The sequence below is a fragment of the Ureibacillus thermosphaericus genome (genome assembly GCF_002370195.2).
In the GTDB taxonomy this organism is placed as follows: domain Bacteria; phylum Bacillota; class Bacilli; order Bacillales_A; family Planococcaceae; genus Ureibacillus; species Ureibacillus thermosphaericus.
On record NZ_AP018335.1, the window covers coordinates 1243063 to 1259225 of the forward strand.

16 protein-coding genes are annotated in these 16163 nt (G+C 32.2%); 13 read left to right on the forward strand and 3 right to left on the reverse strand.

Annotation, left to right across the window (positions count from 1 at the left end):
* Positions 1-57: 57 nt before the first annotated feature.
* From UtA1_RS06020 to UtA1_RS06040, 5 genes are all read left to right on the forward strand, one after another.
* Positions 58-366: an AbrB/MazE/SpoVT family DNA-binding domain-containing protein gene (locus UtA1_RS06020; RefSeq protein ID WP_096552427.1), complete on the forward strand. Its 309-nt coding sequence runs from the start codon at positions 58-60 to the stop codon at positions 364-366.
* Positions 366-752, forward strand: coding sequence for a type II toxin-antitoxin system PemK/MazF family toxin (locus UtA1_RS06025; protein ID WP_096550369.1), 387 nt, complete (start codon positions 366-368; stop codon positions 750-752). Before UtA1_RS06020 ends, UtA1_RS06025 begins: the two co-directional genes overlap by 1 nt.
* A 316-nt stretch (positions 753-1068) precedes the next feature.
* Positions 1069-1677, forward strand: coding sequence for a type IV toxin-antitoxin system AbiEi family antitoxin domain-containing protein (locus tag UtA1_RS06030; protein ID WP_096550370.1), 609 nt, complete (start codon positions 1069-1071; stop codon positions 1675-1677).
* The gene (locus UtA1_RS06035; RefSeq protein ID WP_096550371.1) at positions 1677-2588 is read left to right on the forward strand and encodes a nucleotidyl transferase AbiEii/AbiGii toxin family protein; all 912 of its coding nucleotides are present in this window, start codon (positions 1677-1679) and stop codon (positions 2586-2588) included. The genes UtA1_RS06030 and UtA1_RS06035 overlap by 1 nt, the downstream gene beginning before the upstream one ends.
* Before the next feature lie 54 nt (positions 2589-2642).
* Positions 2643-3329 (forward strand): hypothetical protein, encoded by a 687-nt coding sequence (locus UtA1_RS06040; protein ID WP_096550372.1) that lies wholly within the window; start codon positions 2643-2645, stop codon positions 3327-3329.
* A gap of 138 nt (positions 3330-3467) precedes the next feature.
* On the opposite strand, the gene UtA1_RS17460 is transcribed toward UtA1_RS06040, so the two are convergent.
* The 3 genes from UtA1_RS17460 to UtA1_RS17470 all read right to left on the reverse strand — a co-directional run bounded on the left by UtA1_RS17460 (position 3468) and on the right by UtA1_RS17470 (position 4706).
* Entirely contained in the window at positions 3468-3671 is a 204-nt protein-coding gene (locus UtA1_RS17460; RefSeq protein WP_197722751.1) for a transposase, read from the reverse strand.
* A 93-nt stretch (positions 3672-3764) separates the two neighbouring features.
* A complete protein-coding gene (locus tag UtA1_RS17465; protein ID WP_197722752.1) occupies positions 3765-4394 on the reverse strand; it encodes a transposase in 630 nt (209 codons plus the stop codon).
* 12 nt (positions 4395-4406) lie between these two features.
* Positions 4407-4706 carry a transposase family protein gene (locus tag UtA1_RS17470; protein WP_197722753.1) on the reverse strand — a complete coding sequence of 100 codons (300 nt, stop codon included), beginning with the start codon at positions 4704-4706 and terminating at the stop codon, positions 4407-4409.
* Positions 4707-6298: 1592 nt separating this feature from the next.
* On the opposite strand from UtA1_RS17470, the gene UtA1_RS06050 reads away from it, so the two are divergent.
* From UtA1_RS06050 to UtA1_RS06085, 8 genes are all read left to right on the forward strand, one after another.
* Positions 6299-8173, forward strand: coding sequence for a polysaccharide biosynthesis protein (locus UtA1_RS06050; RefSeq protein ID WP_096550373.1), 1875 nt, complete (start codon positions 6299-6301; stop codon positions 8171-8173).
* Between the two features lie 143 nt (positions 8174-8316).
* On the forward strand, positions 8317-9546 hold the full coding sequence (locus tag UtA1_RS06055) for a DegT/DnrJ/EryC1/StrS family aminotransferase (protein ID WP_096550374.1): 1230 nt from the start codon (positions 8317-8319) through the stop codon (positions 9544-9546).
* 6 nt (positions 9547-9552) lie between these two features.
* Positions 9553-10671, forward strand: a complete 1119-nt coding sequence (locus UtA1_RS06060) for an ATP-grasp domain-containing protein (RefSeq protein WP_096550375.1) — start codon at positions 9553-9555, stop codon at positions 10669-10671.
* Positions 10672-10692: 21 nt separating this feature from the next.
* Positions 10693-11595 (forward strand): NAD-dependent epimerase/dehydratase family protein, encoded by a 903-nt coding sequence (locus UtA1_RS06065; protein WP_096550376.1) that lies wholly within the window; start codon positions 10693-10695, stop codon positions 11593-11595.
* On the forward strand, positions 11576-12199 hold the full coding sequence (locus UtA1_RS06070) for a sugar transferase (protein ID WP_096550377.1): 624 nt from the start codon (positions 11576-11578) through the stop codon (positions 12197-12199). The genes UtA1_RS06065 and UtA1_RS06070 overlap by 20 nt, the downstream gene beginning before the upstream one ends.
* Positions 12192-13481, forward strand: coding sequence for a glycosyltransferase (locus UtA1_RS06075; RefSeq protein WP_096550378.1), 1290 nt, complete (start codon positions 12192-12194; stop codon positions 13479-13481). The genes UtA1_RS06070 and UtA1_RS06075 overlap by 8 nt, the downstream gene beginning before the upstream one ends.
* A 68-nt stretch (positions 13482-13549) precedes the next feature.
* Positions 13550-15025 carry an O-antigen polysaccharide polymerase Wzy family protein gene (locus tag UtA1_RS06080; protein WP_096550379.1) on the forward strand — a complete coding sequence of 492 codons (1476 nt, stop codon included), beginning with the start codon at positions 13550-13552 and terminating at the stop codon, positions 15023-15025.
* Positions 15025-16143, forward strand: coding sequence for a glycosyltransferase family 1 protein (locus tag UtA1_RS06085; protein WP_096550380.1), 1119 nt, complete (start codon positions 15025-15027; stop codon positions 16141-16143). The genes UtA1_RS06080 and UtA1_RS06085 overlap by 1 nt, the downstream gene beginning before the upstream one ends.
* Positions 16144-16163: the final 20 nt, after the last annotated feature.

Below are 16163 nucleotides of genomic sequence, written 5' to 3' on the forward strand. Positions count from 1 at the left end.
TCATTTTTCGGAAGCATGTATATACTATGTATATACATTTTGGGTTGGGTTGATATAATGAACTCAAAGGAACATTTAGAAAGCAAAATAAACCAAAGTAAAGGAGGGGACTACATGTCTACAGTTGTTGCTCAAAAATGGGGAAACAGTTTGGGCATTCGTATCCCAAAAGATATTGCTGATAAAATAGGGATTAAACAAGGTTCCGAAATGGAATTAAATGTGATTGGAAATGAAGGTATCATCACATTGAAGCCAAAAAGAACACGGACGAAATACACACTGGAAGAATTAATATCACAGATTACACCTGAAAATCGACACGAGGAAATTGATTTCGGGATAGAAGGGCGTGAATTGATTTAATGCCAGCAGACGTACCAGAGAGAGGCGATTTCGTTGTTTTAAACTTCAATTCACAAGCTGGTCATGAGCAGGCTGGGAGAAGAAATGCTATTGTTTTATCGCCTAAAGAATTCAATCAAGCAACAGGATTTATAGCTGTTTGTCCGATTACCAATCAAAAGAAGGGTTATCCCTTCGAAGTGGATTTACCAAAAGAAGGAATATCCCCTGATGGCGATGGCTATCCAATAACAGGGGTAGTTTTAACTGATCAAATTAAATCATTCGATTGGAAAGCTCGTAATCTAAAAATTTTAAAGAAGTATAATCCAGAAGATGCACAAATTGAAGAAATAGATAAAATCATTGATGAATGCCTAGCGAAAATAGAAACATATCTGACTTGACATGATCCTTTCTCTTTCAGAAAGGGATTATCGAAACTGTTCCTTGGAGAGAAAATTCTCCAAGGAACAGCTTTTTTAGGAGGAATAAGTACGACGTAGTTCTCGATATTACGGGATGTCACAGTTTCAATAACCAATTTATTACAATTATTGATAAATATAGTGATAGAAATTTTACTAAGTATCGGCATAAAATTATAAGTGTATACGTTAAAATAAAAAAGGGATATTATAAATATAATGGAGAATGAAGTTTATTAAACGTTTGCAATTAATGATAAATGCCGACCTTTAGGTGAAAAAGAGTGGTGATAACATGAATAAAGAAGTAAGCAAGATAATAAAAGATATTTTTGTTCGCCAAAAGGGATTTGCGACGACAGAAGACTTAACTAGAGAAGGAGTGAGCAAATATTATATTCGAAAGTTCGAACAAAATGGAGAAATAATTAGGATCAAACGTGGACTTTACCGTTATGCTGAATTTGAAAATGATCAAAATGAAGAAGTGGTTGAAGTATCAAAAGTTGTCCCGAATGGTGTTCTTTGTCTTTTGTCGGCGTTGTCTTTTTATGAGTTAACAACTTATAACCCGTGGGAGTACCAAATTGCTATTGAAAGAAAATCAAGGAAACCCAGTTTGCCTGATTATCCACCGATTAAAATTTTCTACTTTTCAAAAAAACAGTTTGAATATGGAATTGAAGAAGTGGAGGTAGGTGGCCATAAAATAAGCATTTATAATCGTGAAAAAACGATTTGTGATATTATTCGATACAGAGAAAAAATAGGAATCGATTTAATGAAAGAAGGTTTGCGAAATTATTTACAAAGTCCTGAAAAAAATATAAATAAATTGGTGGAATGTGCTGAGAAAATGCGCATCAAGACCGTTTTATTAAAATACTTAGAGGTGCTTTTATAATGGGAAATGTTAAAAATATATCTGCTTCAGTTGGTGAAAGACTAAAGAATATTGCCAAACAAAGCGGAAAAACCTTTGATTTAATTTTATTGTTGTATTTTCAAGAAAGGTTACTATATCGACTTTCCATTTCTAATTATCGGGATAAATTTGTTCTAAAAGGCGGTCTCGTTTTATTTTCCTTAACACAATTTAAATCTAGACCAACAAAAGATATTGACTTTTTAGCCAAACAAATTTCGAATGATATTCAATATATCAAAGCTGCGTTTGAGTCCATTTGTACGTTAACCGCTGAAGAAGATGGAGTCGAATTTGATGTAAAGGGCATTACGGCTGAACGAATTAAAGAGGGTGCTGATTATGAAGGGATTCGTATTAAAATTCCGGCAGCACTTGGCAAAATAAAAAAGCAATTGCAACTGGATATTGGGTTTGGTGATGTCGTGATCCCAAAACCACAAGAGATGCAGTATCCTACTTTATTAAATATGAAGCCCCCGGAAATTCGAGTCTACTCAACTTATTCAGTAATAGCTGAAAAATTTGAGGCGATGATTTCACTATCTGTTGTCAATAGTAGAATGAAGGATTTCTATGATATTTTTACGCTTTTATCTACTGAAAACTTTGATGGGCGTGTTTTATGGGAAGCGATATTTGAAACATTTCAAAGACGTGGGACGCATTTAGAAAAAGGACATCCTGTGTTTTCACCTTCTTTTGCAGAAGATGAGAGCCGAAACAAACAGTGGAAGGCATTTTTGCAAAGAACGGGTATAAAAGAAGATCTACAGTTTCCCTTCGTCATGGAGAAAATTCGAGATTTTCTTTTTCCTGTATATGACTCAATTTTAAATGAAGATGAATTTTTTAAAATGTGGAATTGTCAGATTCTTAAATGGGAGTAATAGAAGTAAATCAAAGAAAAAATTATGGGGTTATAATTAGAGGAGAGAAGTCTAATGAAGTTTTTAACGAATTTTAGTGTTCAGGCCCAAGTAGCAATAATTTCTGGTATAGTTGGGCTTTTTGTTACCCTAATAAATCTGCTTGTTACGGTTATAATGGCGAAGCGTAATGAAAAGGTTTCAAGGGAAATAAGCGAAAAAAACATAGAAACATTAGAGAAAAGACGTTTTATTGATGCTATAAGTATGCAAAGGATTGAGTGGATAAATAAGCTAAGAGATAAATTTGTGGAATTTATCTCTATTTGTACAGATTTAGGTATGCTGACTGATTCTGATATATCACAGAGAGTTAAAATTACAGATAGTGAATACAAAGAAAAAGTAACTCGATTAGCAGCAATAAAAGCTGATATTGAATTTTTATTGAATCCAACTGAATTTTTTTCGATAAAGTTAAATCAATATATTTTAAAGATTATAGATACTTTGGATAAGAGGGATCAATCGGTATTTAATACGTATATGAGTAATATGCAAATTATCATTTTTATAGGACAGGTAATTTTGAAATCAGAATGGAAAAGGATAAAAGTAGAGACAGAAAAAGGAAGAGAAATAGATGAAGTAGAAATGGCAAAAATCTTTAATAATGTCGCTGAAAAAATTGATGCAAAGAAATATAAGAGCATCAAAAAAGGAAAAGAATGGATAGAATTTGAAAAATTAATCGAGCAGTAGTTGCTAGATAGAGTCTGATAAAAAGTCAGGCTCTTTTTTAGAAAAAAGGTTCTTTGTCAAATGGTGTTGGTGAATAAATGTTAGTGACATTATTTGGTGATGTGTAATCGGATGGCTTAGGGGAAATTCGAGGTTCCCCTAAGCTGTTTTTATTTTCGCTAAGTTTTGGGTAATGAATATTCGGTTTCTAAAGTGATAAAAGGATCGATAACCGAAAGAAATGCGTTTAATCACTTTGATTTTGTTATGAATCCCCTCTAAAATGCCGTTATTATAATCGTACTTTAGCGTATTCTCGACGTAATTGATGTAGTTGTTGATTGTCTTGATGGCGGTTTTCATATAGCTGGGTTTTCTTCAAGAGCTCAAAGTCTTTGATTTTGATGCAATGGCGAACGTATTGGTATAACTCATAGGACGCTTTTAATTCAGAATCTAAATCAATGAGATAGTGGAGAATCTCCACCTCACACATATGCTTTTTAAAGCAATGATGATATTATAATCAAGTTTTGTTTGATCTTTCAGAAGGAGCTTCCAGTATGTTTTCAATTTATTGTAATTCTTTTTATCCCGATTCATGACGTTGATGCGCGTTTTGTTTAAAGCTCTGCTAAATAGTTGGAGGATATGGAATTTGTCGAGTACGATTTCCGCTTTAGGGAAAACTTCTTGGATTAAGGAAATATAAGGGCTGTACATATCGATGACAATCGTTTTTACCGCATCTCTCGCCTTCTTGGAATACCGTAAGAAATACTCTTTGAGGACATGTAATCTCCGGTCCTCCACGATATCCACAATCTCCCCCGTTTCAGAGTCGCAGAAAATAAAGGACATCGCTCCAGCTGCGGATTTCACTGATCTAAACTCATCAAAACACAGGTGCTTTGGAAGGTAGTGAACATTTGGTTGATAGTAGCTATAAAAGCTGTCAATGACTCGACTGACAGTGGCATGAGAAACATTATGTTTCATCGCAATATCTTTTTCGGATATTTTATCTTTGGCGTTTAAAGCAATCGATACTTTAGTATTGTTGGAAATACAACAGTTTTTAGCCACGACGTTCGTTTTTCAAGTAAACGTGGAATGACAATGTTTACAGAAATAACGCTGTTTACGCAATTTTAAGTAGGTATGAAAACCTGAAATGCTAGGCATTTTAATGAGAGACGTTTTAAAACCGTGTTTAATGATTTGATCATCGAAGACATGTCCACAAGCATAACAAGCTTTTGGTTGATACGTTAACGTCCCATGAAAGACTTTCGCTTTTACTTTTTTGATCGTTTCGGTAGAACAAAAATTTTCATCAAATGTGATATTATTGTCTTTAATATTTAATAAATTACGTATAGAATAATGATGAGACATGTGACATTACTCCTTGTAAATGTGGTTTTGGTCGATTACATTTTACCAGAGTTTGTCACATGTCTCATTTTTTTGTGTAAAAAAATTGGTGCTGGTTTTTACTCACCAACACCAAATATTATAGAGTCTTTTTATTTATCTCCTATATTTCGGGTTTTCAGTAGGAAAGGTTTTTAACCGTAAAAACAGAATAATTTTCCGGTAGCAGGGAAAAGCAAATTTAATTAAATTCGCTTTTGTATTTGATAAAGATGGAAAGACTCAACCGCATCAATGGGGATTCAGAGAAGAGAAAGAAAGATTAGAAAAAATTCACTCGAGCATTTCGAAAATTTTGATAAGGCTGCTTTGAGATCAAAGAGAATAAAAGGAATCGATCAATTGATCACTTGGGGCATAATTTGAAAAGGAGAAACAGAGGATTCCCAGCTTTGGCTTGTTCGTTATGACCAACCACTCTATACAAAAATAGTAATTTTTTATCTGGATGTATTTATTAAAATAATAATAATCAGTAAGAGTATTGTAGTCTAATATACTCTTATATATTAGGAAAAACGTAGGTGGTTCATTTAAACAATTTTTGATTTTCACCCGGAAACGCACCTGAATCATAATTTTTATGAAAATATTGGTAGATTTCTGATAAAACGTGTTGTATAATGTCAAGTAAAGAGAAACATTGGAGGTGAATGAAACATTCACAAAGGGAAATGGTTCTCTTTTTTTTGTTGAATCTTGAACGATTAGTGCGAAATTCCTGGACTTTTTACTGAAAACAACTAAGAAAATAGTGCGATTGATACAAGAGAAATATGTAATATAATATAATATTGTATAGAAAGTTTCGTTTTAACGATATGGAAATTTTATTCAAAACTCATATATAGTTCTAATATTTCGAGTAGACAGAATATTCTTCGTTTAATATTTCCAGTGTTCTTACGGTAGTAACATTCGCCGCTCAGCGGGTTGTCGATAGAGGCTATTCATGTGATGGGATTTGTCGAAATCGATGGGTTTTTGAACGATCAGTACGAATCACTGGTTCAGCGGACAAGCCTCATTTAAAATCGCTACGCCGTTGAGGGTTCGGCCACAAAAAACATTTACCTTTGTTCAATGAAAACACTCGAACCCCACCTAACTTTTATAACGAAAAAGAAGTTTCAAAGTTTTCAAAATGGTAAATAAAAATACAAAACGCTGCTCATCATTGTGGATCAACATGATGAGCATTGATTTCATATAAACAAAGCCGTATTCAGAAGTCCGTTCAATGATGACACCAGCTTTTCGACATCACACCCAATCCTCCGCCCGAACACAAATATCAAAACTGGGCACCTCCGATTAATAACGGTTACACAAATAATTAACAAGGGAAACCGGCTGAAATAAATAATAGAATGAATTAATCAACTGAATTCACATTTTATGAGCGAACATCGGGTGCATGTTCAAACGGTTTACTAATAGCATAAGATATCCTATTAAAACACTTGAAATGCTCGGTTATACATATCAAAGACCTCTAAGAATTTCTCGCAATCGACACCTTTGAAATTTAGTAGAAAGAAGGTTGACTTTTTATGAGCTATCAAAAGCGTTATCTCCTATTTTTCACCATCGATTCATGCATTGTCCTATCAGCAATCTTTATCAGCTATTGGCTGCTACATCCGACACTGAATGTCTATGACAACAAATTAATCTTACTCAGTGCCATAACGCTTTTGATCAGTCACCACATTGCGGCTTACTTTTTCCATTTATATGACCGGATGTGGAGTGTGGCTTCGGTCCGGGAACTCCTCATCATTTGCGTTGCGGTGACCATTTCCGTACTGACCGCCAGCTTCATGCAATACATCATCAACCATGATGTTTATTTCCGGGTGATGATGGTGACATGGATGCTGCATATCATTCTAATCGGCGGATCCCGTTTTCTTGTCCGAATGCTCAATGATCGGGAGTCTTTCAGAAGAGCGGACAATTTGAAACGGGTTTTAATTGTGGGGGCGGGACAAGGTGGCGCGATGCTCATACGTAACTTGAAACAGTCCCCGAATCCGGAATATCGGCCAGTTGCGATTGTGGATGACGATCCGAAAAAACAACATTTAAAAATCCTGGACGTCACAGTGAAAGGCACAACCCGCGATATACCCGAAATTGTAAAAAAATACAATATCGAGGAGATTTTTATCGCCATTCCATCCTTAGGACGTTTTGGCATCAAAAGCATCTATGACCGTTGCGCGCAAACCAACGCCAAGGTCAAAATCATGCCGAATATTGAAGATGTCATGACGGGGAAAGTATCCGTCAGTGATATGAAAGAAGTGAACATCGAGGATTTGCTCGGACGGGATGAAGTCAAACTCGACATGAATGCCATTTCGAAAAAATTGACGAATAAAACCATCCTGATTACAGGCGCTGGGGGCTCCATTGGTTCTGAAATTTGCCGGCAAGTGATGAATTTCAATCCGAAAAAATTGATATTGTTAGGCCATGGGGAGAACTCCATCTACACCATCTTGATGGAGTTAAAAGAAAAACATGGAAACAGTCAAACCGAATTAATCCCGGTGATTGCGGATATCCGGGATCGCAGACGGATGTTTGAAATCGTCAAACAATATAAACCGGATGTGATATACCATGCGGCGGCCCATAAACATGTGCCGTTGATGGAATACAATCCGACCGAAGCGGTTGAAAACAATATTTTTGGTACAAAAAATGTGGCGGATGCCGCCCACGAATATGGCGTGAAAAACTTTGTCATGATTTCGACGGATAAAGCCGTCAACCCGACAAATGTGATGGGAGCGTCGAAACGCATCGCTGAAATGGTGGTCCAGGACTTGGCAAAACGGAGCAACACCAATTTTGCAGCGGTACGTTTCGGGAATGTACTAGGTTCCAGAGGTAGTGTGGTGCCTCGGTTCAAGGCGCAAATTGCCAAAGGTGGACCGGTCACGGTGACACATCCGGACATGACAAGATACTTCATGACCATTCCGGAAGCATCGCGGCTTGTACTCCAGGCCGGCGCGCTGGCAAAAGGCGGAGAAGTGTTCGTGTTGGATATGGGGGAACCGGTGAAAATTGTGGACTTGGCGCGAAATCTCATCCACCTGTCCGGATTCATGGAAGATGAAATCAAAATTGAATTCACTGGCATTCGTCCGGGTGAAAAAATGTATGAAGAGTTGCTCAATCCGGAAGAAATCCAGGAAGCATCCATCTACCCGAAAATCCATGTCGGCAAAGCCCACTGCATGGAACATCATCAGTTGATGATGCTATTGGGGCAATTAAAAACATTGAAAAATCCTGACGAGATCAAACGAATTACGATTGATGTGGCAAATAAAAAATGGGATATTTTCGATGAAGAAATTGGATATGAACATAAAGGAATGTTTGAAAAATCAACTATACCTGCTATATAATTCTCACTTTTAATAAAGATATAAAAAGATTCAATATACACATTGTCAAGTTCAATTTTAGAAATAAGAGGTGTTTAGCTATTTTTTGTTCAACTAAATAGGTGTTTAAATAACAATATATTCTTATAGGAGAGACTAATAAAATGATTGAGAATGAAATTAGAAATATCCCTTTTTCTCCACCGGATTTAACAGATGCTGAAATTGAAGAAGTAATAAAAACTTTAAAATCTGGTTGGATTACAACAGGTCCAAAAACAAAAGAGTTTGAAAGAAGAATAGTTGAATATGTAGGAACTAACAAAGCAGTTTGCTTAAATTCAGCTACTGCAGCTATGGAGCTCACTCTGCGAATTTTAGGTGTAGGTCCAGGAGATGAAGTTATTACTTCGGCTTATACCTATACAGCATCTGCCTCTGTGATAGAGCATGTTGGTGCGAAGATTGTTTTAGTTGATACTGCTCCTGATTCGTTTGAAATGGATTACGAAAAACTGGCTGATGCCATTACAGAAAAAACGAAGGTTATTATCCCAGTCGATTTGGCAGGGAAAATGTGTGATTACGACACTATTTTTGAAATAGTAGAAAGTAAGAAAAAGTTGTTTAAACCAAATAACGAAATTCAACAAGTATTTAATAGAGTAATTGTAATGTCCGATGCCGCTCATGCATTTGGTGCTGAAAGAAAAGGATTGAAATGTGGACAAGTTGCTGATTTCACGACTTTCTCTTTCCATGCAGTAAAGAATTTAACAACAGCAGAAGGTGGTGCTGTTGTGTGGCGTAACGATATTGGATTAGATGACGCGTGGTTATATCAACAATTTATGTTGTACAGTTTACATGGCCAATCAAAAGATGCACTTGCCAAAACGCAAAAAGGTGCATGGGAGTACGACATAGTTTATCCAGGATATAAATGCAATATGACCGATATTATGGCAAGTATTGGTTTAGTACAGTTAGAAAGATATAACTCCCTATTAAAAAGACGTAGAGAGATTATCGAAACGTATGATCGTGAACTATTGCCATTAGGCATTCAAACTCTGCAACATTATGGAACCGACTTTTCCTCATCTGGACATCTTTATTTAACTAGGATACCAGGTATTAGTGAAGAGGAAAGAAATGAAATTATTGTTAAAATGGCTGATGTAGGAATTGCTTGTAATGTTCATTATAAGCCATTACCGATGTTAACCGCCTATAAAAATTTAGGTTTCATAACTAAGGACTATTTAAATGCTTTTAATATGTATAAAAATGAAATTTCGCTCCCTCTTCATACTTTACTAAGTGACGAGGATTTAGAATATATTTGTTTAAATTTAAAAAAATCATTAGAGTGTTTTGGAGGGAGAAAATAATTAATTATGAAAGAAAAGGTATTAATTTTAGGTGTCGCTGCGGTACAAATGGATGCTATTTTAGAACTAAAAAAAATGGGTTATGATACGCATGCATGTGCTATGGCAAAGGATGGACCTGGAGCAGATGTAGCAGACCAATTCGTAGAAATAAATATTTTAGATGTTGAAGAAATTATTAAGTATATAAAAGATAATGAAATTTCAGTCGTATATTCAGTGGGGTCTGACTTGGCCATACCGGTGGCTTGCTATATAAGTGAGAAACTAGGTTTACCGCACTTTGTCTCAAAAGAAACTGCTCATATTTGTAATAATAAAGATTTAATGCGTACTACTTTAGGAAAAGGATTTAAAGGAAATGTTGATTTTCAAATAATAAAAAATGAAGAGGATATTGTAAATTTAGATTATCCATTTATTTTGAAACCTGCTGATTCTCAAGGTCAAAGAGGTGTTAAATTAATTAACAATTCTTCAGAGTACTTGGAAAGCTATAGGTTAGCAAAAAAATATTCACGGTCTGGTTTAGTGATTTTAGAGAAATATATTTCTGGACCTGAATTATCTATAAATGGTTATTTAATTAATGGAAAAGTAGTATTTTTAATTCCATCGGATCGAGAAACTTGGCCCGAATATACTGGATTGATTCATAAACATGTAGTCCCTTCAAAAAATCTAAATTCAGAAATAAGAGAAGAAATAACAGATATAATTGAATCCGCTTGTCAAAAACTAGGAATTATAAATGGTCCTGTTTATTCTCAAATAAAACTGGAACAAGATAACCCATATATTATTGAAATTACTCCTCGTCTTGATGGTTGTCATATGTGGAAGCTATTAAAATATTATACTGGGGTCAACTTATTAAAACTTACTTTTGAACACTTATTAAAAAATGATATTACAGAATTAGAAAATATATTCAGAGAATTTAATGATGGATATTTATTGGAGTTTATATGCCAACAACCAAATACTAATGCTGATTATACTCAGTATCAAACTGAATTAAATAATTCTTTATCCTCTTTTAAATATTATAAACAGGGCGAAAATATCCGACCAGTAAATGGAAAATTTGATAAAATAGGTTATTTTATTTATAAAACAAATTGAGAAAAAAAGGGGCTTTTATAAATGAAGATTGCTATAACCGGTGGTTCAGGATTTTTAGGAAGATATGTAATTAATGCTATAAAAGATCTTAATCATACGTCAATAATCTTAACTAGAAAAGACTTAGAAAATGAAAATGATGTTGAATATAGAAAGACAGATTATACCATAAATGATTTAATTCAAAAGTTACATGATGTTGATGCTGTAGTACATCTTGCAGCTAAGAGAGGAAGTCAGGGAAATATATCTGAATTTCATAACAATGAGATTTTAACACAAAATTTGTATGAATCATGTTTTGAAAATAATATTACAAATATCGTTTTTGCATCATCTATATCTGTTTATTCAGATGCCAAATCATTGCCATGGACAGAAAAAGATTTACCTTCACCAAGTCTAATGTATGGAATTAGTAAATTGGCAAATGAATATATAGGAAATTTATACAGCGAGAAAAAAGGACTTTGTATTAAAAATTTGAGATTTGCTCATTTATTCGGTTTTAACGAAAAGAATAACTATATGATTAATAGATTTCTAAGACAGGCTTTTCATAAAGAACAACTTGTAATAAATACAAAAAGTGTAGCAAAGAGAGAATTCTTATATGCAAAAGATGCAGCAAAGGCAATTATTTGTGCACTAAAGCATAGTACTGTTTCTGGAACTTTTAATATTGGCAGTGGTGATGCATTTACTAACTATGAAGTTGCTGAAAAAATAAATGCTATATTTGGAAATGATAAAAATTTATTAATTAAGAATTCTGATGCAGAAGAAACTATTAAGTCCTCATATATGGATAGCAGTAAGGCAAGAAAAGAGCTGAATTTTTCTTCGGATTACACTTTTGAAGAAGCATTGAAAGAAATCTATTCATTAATGTGGGGGTTAGATGATGTACCGTTATGGTATTAAGCGGTTTTTAGATTTATTTTGTTCTTTATTAGGACTTCCAATTTTCTTAATTGTGATGATACCTGTTGCAATTGCAATTAAAATTGATGATGGGGGTCCTATTTTTTATAATGCTTCTAGAATCGGAAAAAATATGAAAGAATTTAAAATGTATAAATTTCGTTCTATGAAGGTGAATGCTCCAGATATAAGAAACGCAGATGGTAGTACATTTAATTCGGAAAATGATCCGAGAGTGACAAGGGTAGGAAAATTTTTAAGAAAAACAAGTATTGATGAAATACCACAATTATTAAATGTTTTAAAAGGTGATATGAGTTTAGTGGGACCAAGACCCAGTCCATTAGGAAATAAGGATTTATATCCAAAAGAATATTTTAGAAAATTTGAAGTGAAACCTGGTATTACTGGATACAATCAGGCACTTTTAAGAAATCAATCAACAATGGAACAAAGGATAAAAAATGATTTATACTATGTAGAGAATGTTTCTTTAATTTTAGATTTAAAAATAATACTATTAACCATATTATCTGTAATAAAATCAAAAAATATTTACCGCAATGATCTAAATAATAAAGAAAAAGGGGAATATAATGAATAATTGTTTGTTATTATTAACAAATTATTATCCTTTTCACAAGGGTGAGGAGTATTTAGAAACGGAGATTGAATATTTGGCTGAAAAATTTAAAAAAATTTTTGTTATATCTACAATGGTCTCTAATGAGATGAAACAGACTAGAAATGTACCAGAAAACGTACAGGTTATTTCGTTAGGAGTAAAGCATGATTTAGTAGGAAAAATTAAAATGGTCTTAAGACAATATAAGAAAATTCGAAAAAATTATGAAAAGAAAATAATGATAAACCAAGACGCAAAAGGTAAGATATTACCGAAACTGTATTCTTACTACTTTGAATGTCGTTCTATGGAAGTTTATAATAAAATTAAAATTGAATTAGAAAAATATAATTTAAATCAATATGATTCTATATCAATATATAGTTATTGGTTTTATATTACTGCAAGAGTTGCTGTAGAACTTAAACAAAACTATTTTAAAGATAGATATATTTATACAATATCGAGGGCACATGGATATGATATCAACGAACATGTTAATATGATAAAATTTTTACCTGAAAGAGAATTTTTGTTGAATTATTTAGATAATGTATTTCCTGTTTCTCAAAATGGTGTGGAATTTTTAAAAAAGAAGTACCCTAAATATGGGCATAAAGTAGAAATAAGAAGGCTTGGTACTAAGGAGATAGAAATAGAAAAAAAACATAGTAATGATAAATTATATATTGTTAGTTGTTCAACAGTAAGAAAACTAAAGCGTATTGATTTGTTGATTAAAGCTTTACAAGTTTTAGAAGAAAGAAAAATTGATTACAAGTGGACACATATTGGTAATGGACCAGAATTTGAAAATATTAAAAAATTAGCTTCAACTAAATTAGATAAAAAAAATTATGAATTTACTGGATACATAAATAATAGTGAAGTATTGGTATGGTATAAAAATAATCCATCTACTGTTTTTGTTAATACTTCATTTTCCGAAGGAGTACCAGTTTCAATTATGGAAGCAATGTCTATTGGATTACCAATAATAGCAACTGATGTAGGAGGGACTAGGGAAATAGTAGAAAATGGAAAGAATGGATACTTATTACCAAGGGACTGTACAATTGAACAAATTGTAAATTCCCTAATTAATATAAAAAAAACATCAGAAGATAATTATCGTGATATGTGTCGTAACTCAATTGAAATATGGTATGAAAGATGTAGTGCAAAAAAGCTGTATACCGATTTTGCAGAAGAATTAGCGAATAATACCGAATGTGAAACGTTATTTAATTTAAAAAGGTAACAATTGATTTAAGTTAAATATATTAAAAAATTTTCTAAGTGTTAAATCTCATTAGTAGGTGGAAAAAATTGTTAACTACATTAAGAAACATCTTATTTTTTGGATCGATATTAGTATTTATAATGGGAATTTTAACAAAAGATATTAATTCTATAATTGTTTCAGTTTTAATGCTTTTAATTCAAAATTTTTGGTTTGCTATAGAAAAATTTTCCGAAAGAGTAATTTTCTTTTCATTTAATTTTACTTTATTGATTTTTGTTTTAGGTAGACCGTTTATTTCAGATTTGTTTAACTACCAGTATAGTGAAAAAGGTTATTATGGAACAGGAATATCTGATATAGAAGTGATAATTAATACCTTTATAGGGATTTATATTAGCATGTTCTTTTTATATTTAGGTAATCTTTTTATGGAGAAAAGATTATTAAATAATAAAATTTTAATTTCGTTTGACCAAAAGAAAATTAATACGCCTTTTTGGATTTATTTTAAAGTAATAAGTAAATATACTTTCTATTTTTTATTAGTTTTTAGATTTTTATATTTAAAAGAAAGCATCTCGTTTGTAGAACAATCGGGTTATTTCGAATTATATAATTCGTTTACTTCTAATTTACCGATTTTTGTTATCAAATTATCAGAAATGTATATTTTGCCGCTGATTGCTTTTTTAATTTTAAGACCTACAAAAAAGGAAGCAGCAATACCTATTTTATTATTTCTAATTGAAGGTGTATTTTCACTTGGAACAGGAAAAAGATTTGGATTTGTTTTAAACATTATTATTATTTTGATATACTTTGCTCTTAGAAATCGTGATAGTGTAAAAAGATGGTTGGGTAAAAAAGAAATAATAGTAACTATAATAGCAATGCCTACTTTAGCCGTTGTATTAAATATTGTAAACTATAAACGTTTAGGTTTAGAAACAACAACTCAAACCTTTAGTAATCTAATATTAGAATTTTTTTACAAACAAGGAGTTACATTGAGTACATTAGCACATAGTGTATTGTATAATGAAGTATATCCTAATCAAAATACTTTATATAGTATTGGAACAATAACTGAATTTTTGAAAAAAAATACTATTACGCAATTATTTTTCGATTTTCCCGTATATACAGGACAAACTGTAGAAAGAGCTTTAAATGGTGATTTATTTTCACATAGAATTTCATATTTCATTATACCATCAGGATACCTTCAAGGTAGAGGTTATGGATCAAGTTATATAGCTGAACTTTATGTAGATTTTGGATTTTTAGGTATAGCTATAGGAAGTTTTTTATTAGGAGTGCTATTTGTTGTTCTTTATAAATGGTATTATAGGAGTCCGATAACATCGCTTTTTTCATTATTATTAATTAGAAATCTAATGATGATAGCTAGATCTGAAACAACTTCTTTTATAACAGCTTCTGTTACTTTAGGAAACATAGTTTGCTTGATTTTTTTATTATTTTTTACTTATGTAATCTACAATTTACTTGAAGGAAATAGATTTAGATTTAAAACTAGTAAAAATGGGGGAGATTGATGGAAAAGGTTAGAGTTTTGCATGTAGGTATGACTCCAAATCATGGTGGATTGGAGTCATTTGTTATGAATATATATAGACAAATAGATCGCTCTAAGGTTCAATTTGATTTTTTGACTTTAAGTGACAATAAGATAGCTTACGAAGATGAAATAATTAAAATGGGAGGCCGTGTATATCCCATAATACATAGGAGAAAAGAAGTTTTAAAACATTTTGTAAATTTACCTTTTCATTTTTTTAGAACACATAAAGAAATAAAAATTGTTCACTTTCATAAGAGTAATCTTGCTGATTTAGATAATTTAATTGTAGCGAAATTATGTGGTGTTCCTGTTAGAATTGTTCATGCTCACAGTTCAGGATATATTTTTCCATTAGGCAGAATAGCAAGGTTAACTGAAAATCTAAACAAAAAATATTTATATAAATTATCAACACATAATTTTGCATGTTCAAAAAACGCTGGGAATTGGATGTTTAATGATTTACCATATAAGGTTATTCCGAATGCAATAGATATTGATAAATTTAAATTTAACAAATTTAAAAGAGAGGAAATTAGAAACGAGTTAGGTTTAAGAAATAAATTTGTAATTGGGCATGTTGGAACTTTTATTGATGTTAAAAATCAAAGTTTTTTAGTGAGTGTTTTTAACGAATTTGTAAAGAAAAAAGATAATGCAGTATTATTATTAATTGGTGACGGTCCGTTGAAAACCGAAATTATTGCTAAAGTAAATAGTTTAAATCTTACTAATAAGGTGATTTTTGCTGGTGCTAAGAAAAACGTGAATGATTACTATCAAGCAATGGATGTATTTACCTTACCATCCAAATTTGAAGGTTTTCCAATAGTGGCAGTTGAGGCGCAAACAGCAGGTTTACCGTGTTTAATTTCAGCAAATGTTACAAATGAGATTTCGATTACAAATCAAATTACTTTTAAGTCGATAGACAATCCAAAAGAATGGGTTGATGCTTTAGAAAACATTAGTAAAGAAATTAAGAGGTTTAATAATATTCAAAAAATTAGAGATGCTGGTTATGATATTAAGACAGTAGCTAGATATATGGAACAATTTTATTTAGATGTTGTAAAAAAAGACTATCGTTGATAGTGAATTAGGAAGGGAAA

Bases quoted from the DNA above. Each gene is read 5' to 3' on its own strand.
- UtA1_RS06030 (WP_096550370.1), top strand. From the start codon at position 1,069: ATGAATAAAGAAGTAAGCAAGATAATAAAAGATATTTTTGTTCGCCAA.
- UtA1_RS06075 (WP_096550378.1), top strand. From the start codon at position 12,192: ATGAATAATTGTTTGTTATTATTAACAAATTATTATCCTTTTCACAAG.
- UtA1_RS06050 (WP_096550373.1), top strand. From the start codon at position 6,299: ATGAGCTATCAAAAGCGTTATCTCCTATTTTTCACCATCGATTCATGC.
- UtA1_RS06020 (WP_096552427.1), top strand. From the start codon at position 58: ATGAACTCAAAGGAACATTTAGAAAGCAAAATAAACCAAAGTAAAGGA.
- UtA1_RS06070 (WP_096550377.1), top strand. From the start codon at position 11,576: ATGTACCGTTATGGTATTAAGCGGTTTTTAGATTTATTTTGTTCTTTA.
- UtA1_RS17470 (WP_197722753.1), bottom strand. From the start codon at position 4,706: ATGTCTCATCATTATTCTATACGTAATTTATTAAATATTAAAGACAAT.
- UtA1_RS06085 (WP_096550380.1), top strand. From the start codon at position 15,025: ATGGAAAAGGTTAGAGTTTTGCATGTAGGTATGACTCCAAATCATGGT.
- UtA1_RS06065 (WP_096550376.1), top strand. From the start codon at position 10,693: ATGAAGATTGCTATAACCGGTGGTTCAGGATTTTTAGGAAGATATGTA.
- UtA1_RS06025 (WP_096550369.1), top strand. From the start codon at position 366: ATGCCAGCAGACGTACCAGAGAGAGGCGATTTCGTTGTTTTAAACTTC.
- UtA1_RS06060 (WP_096550375.1), top strand. From the start codon at position 9,553: ATGAAAGAAAAGGTATTAATTTTAGGTGTCGCTGCGGTACAAATGGAT.
- UtA1_RS06055 (WP_096550374.1), top strand. From the start codon at position 8,317: ATGATTGAGAATGAAATTAGAAATATCCCTTTTTCTCCACCGGATTTA.
- UtA1_RS06035 (WP_096550371.1), top strand. From the start codon at position 1,677: ATGGGAAATGTTAAAAATATATCTGCTTCAGTTGGTGAAAGACTAAAG.
- UtA1_RS06040 (WP_096550372.1), top strand. From the start codon at position 2,643: ATGAAGTTTTTAACGAATTTTAGTGTTCAGGCCCAAGTAGCAATAATT.
- UtA1_RS17460 (WP_197722751.1), bottom strand. From the start codon at position 3,671: ATGAAAACCGCCATCAAGACAATCAACAACTACATCAATTACGTCGAG.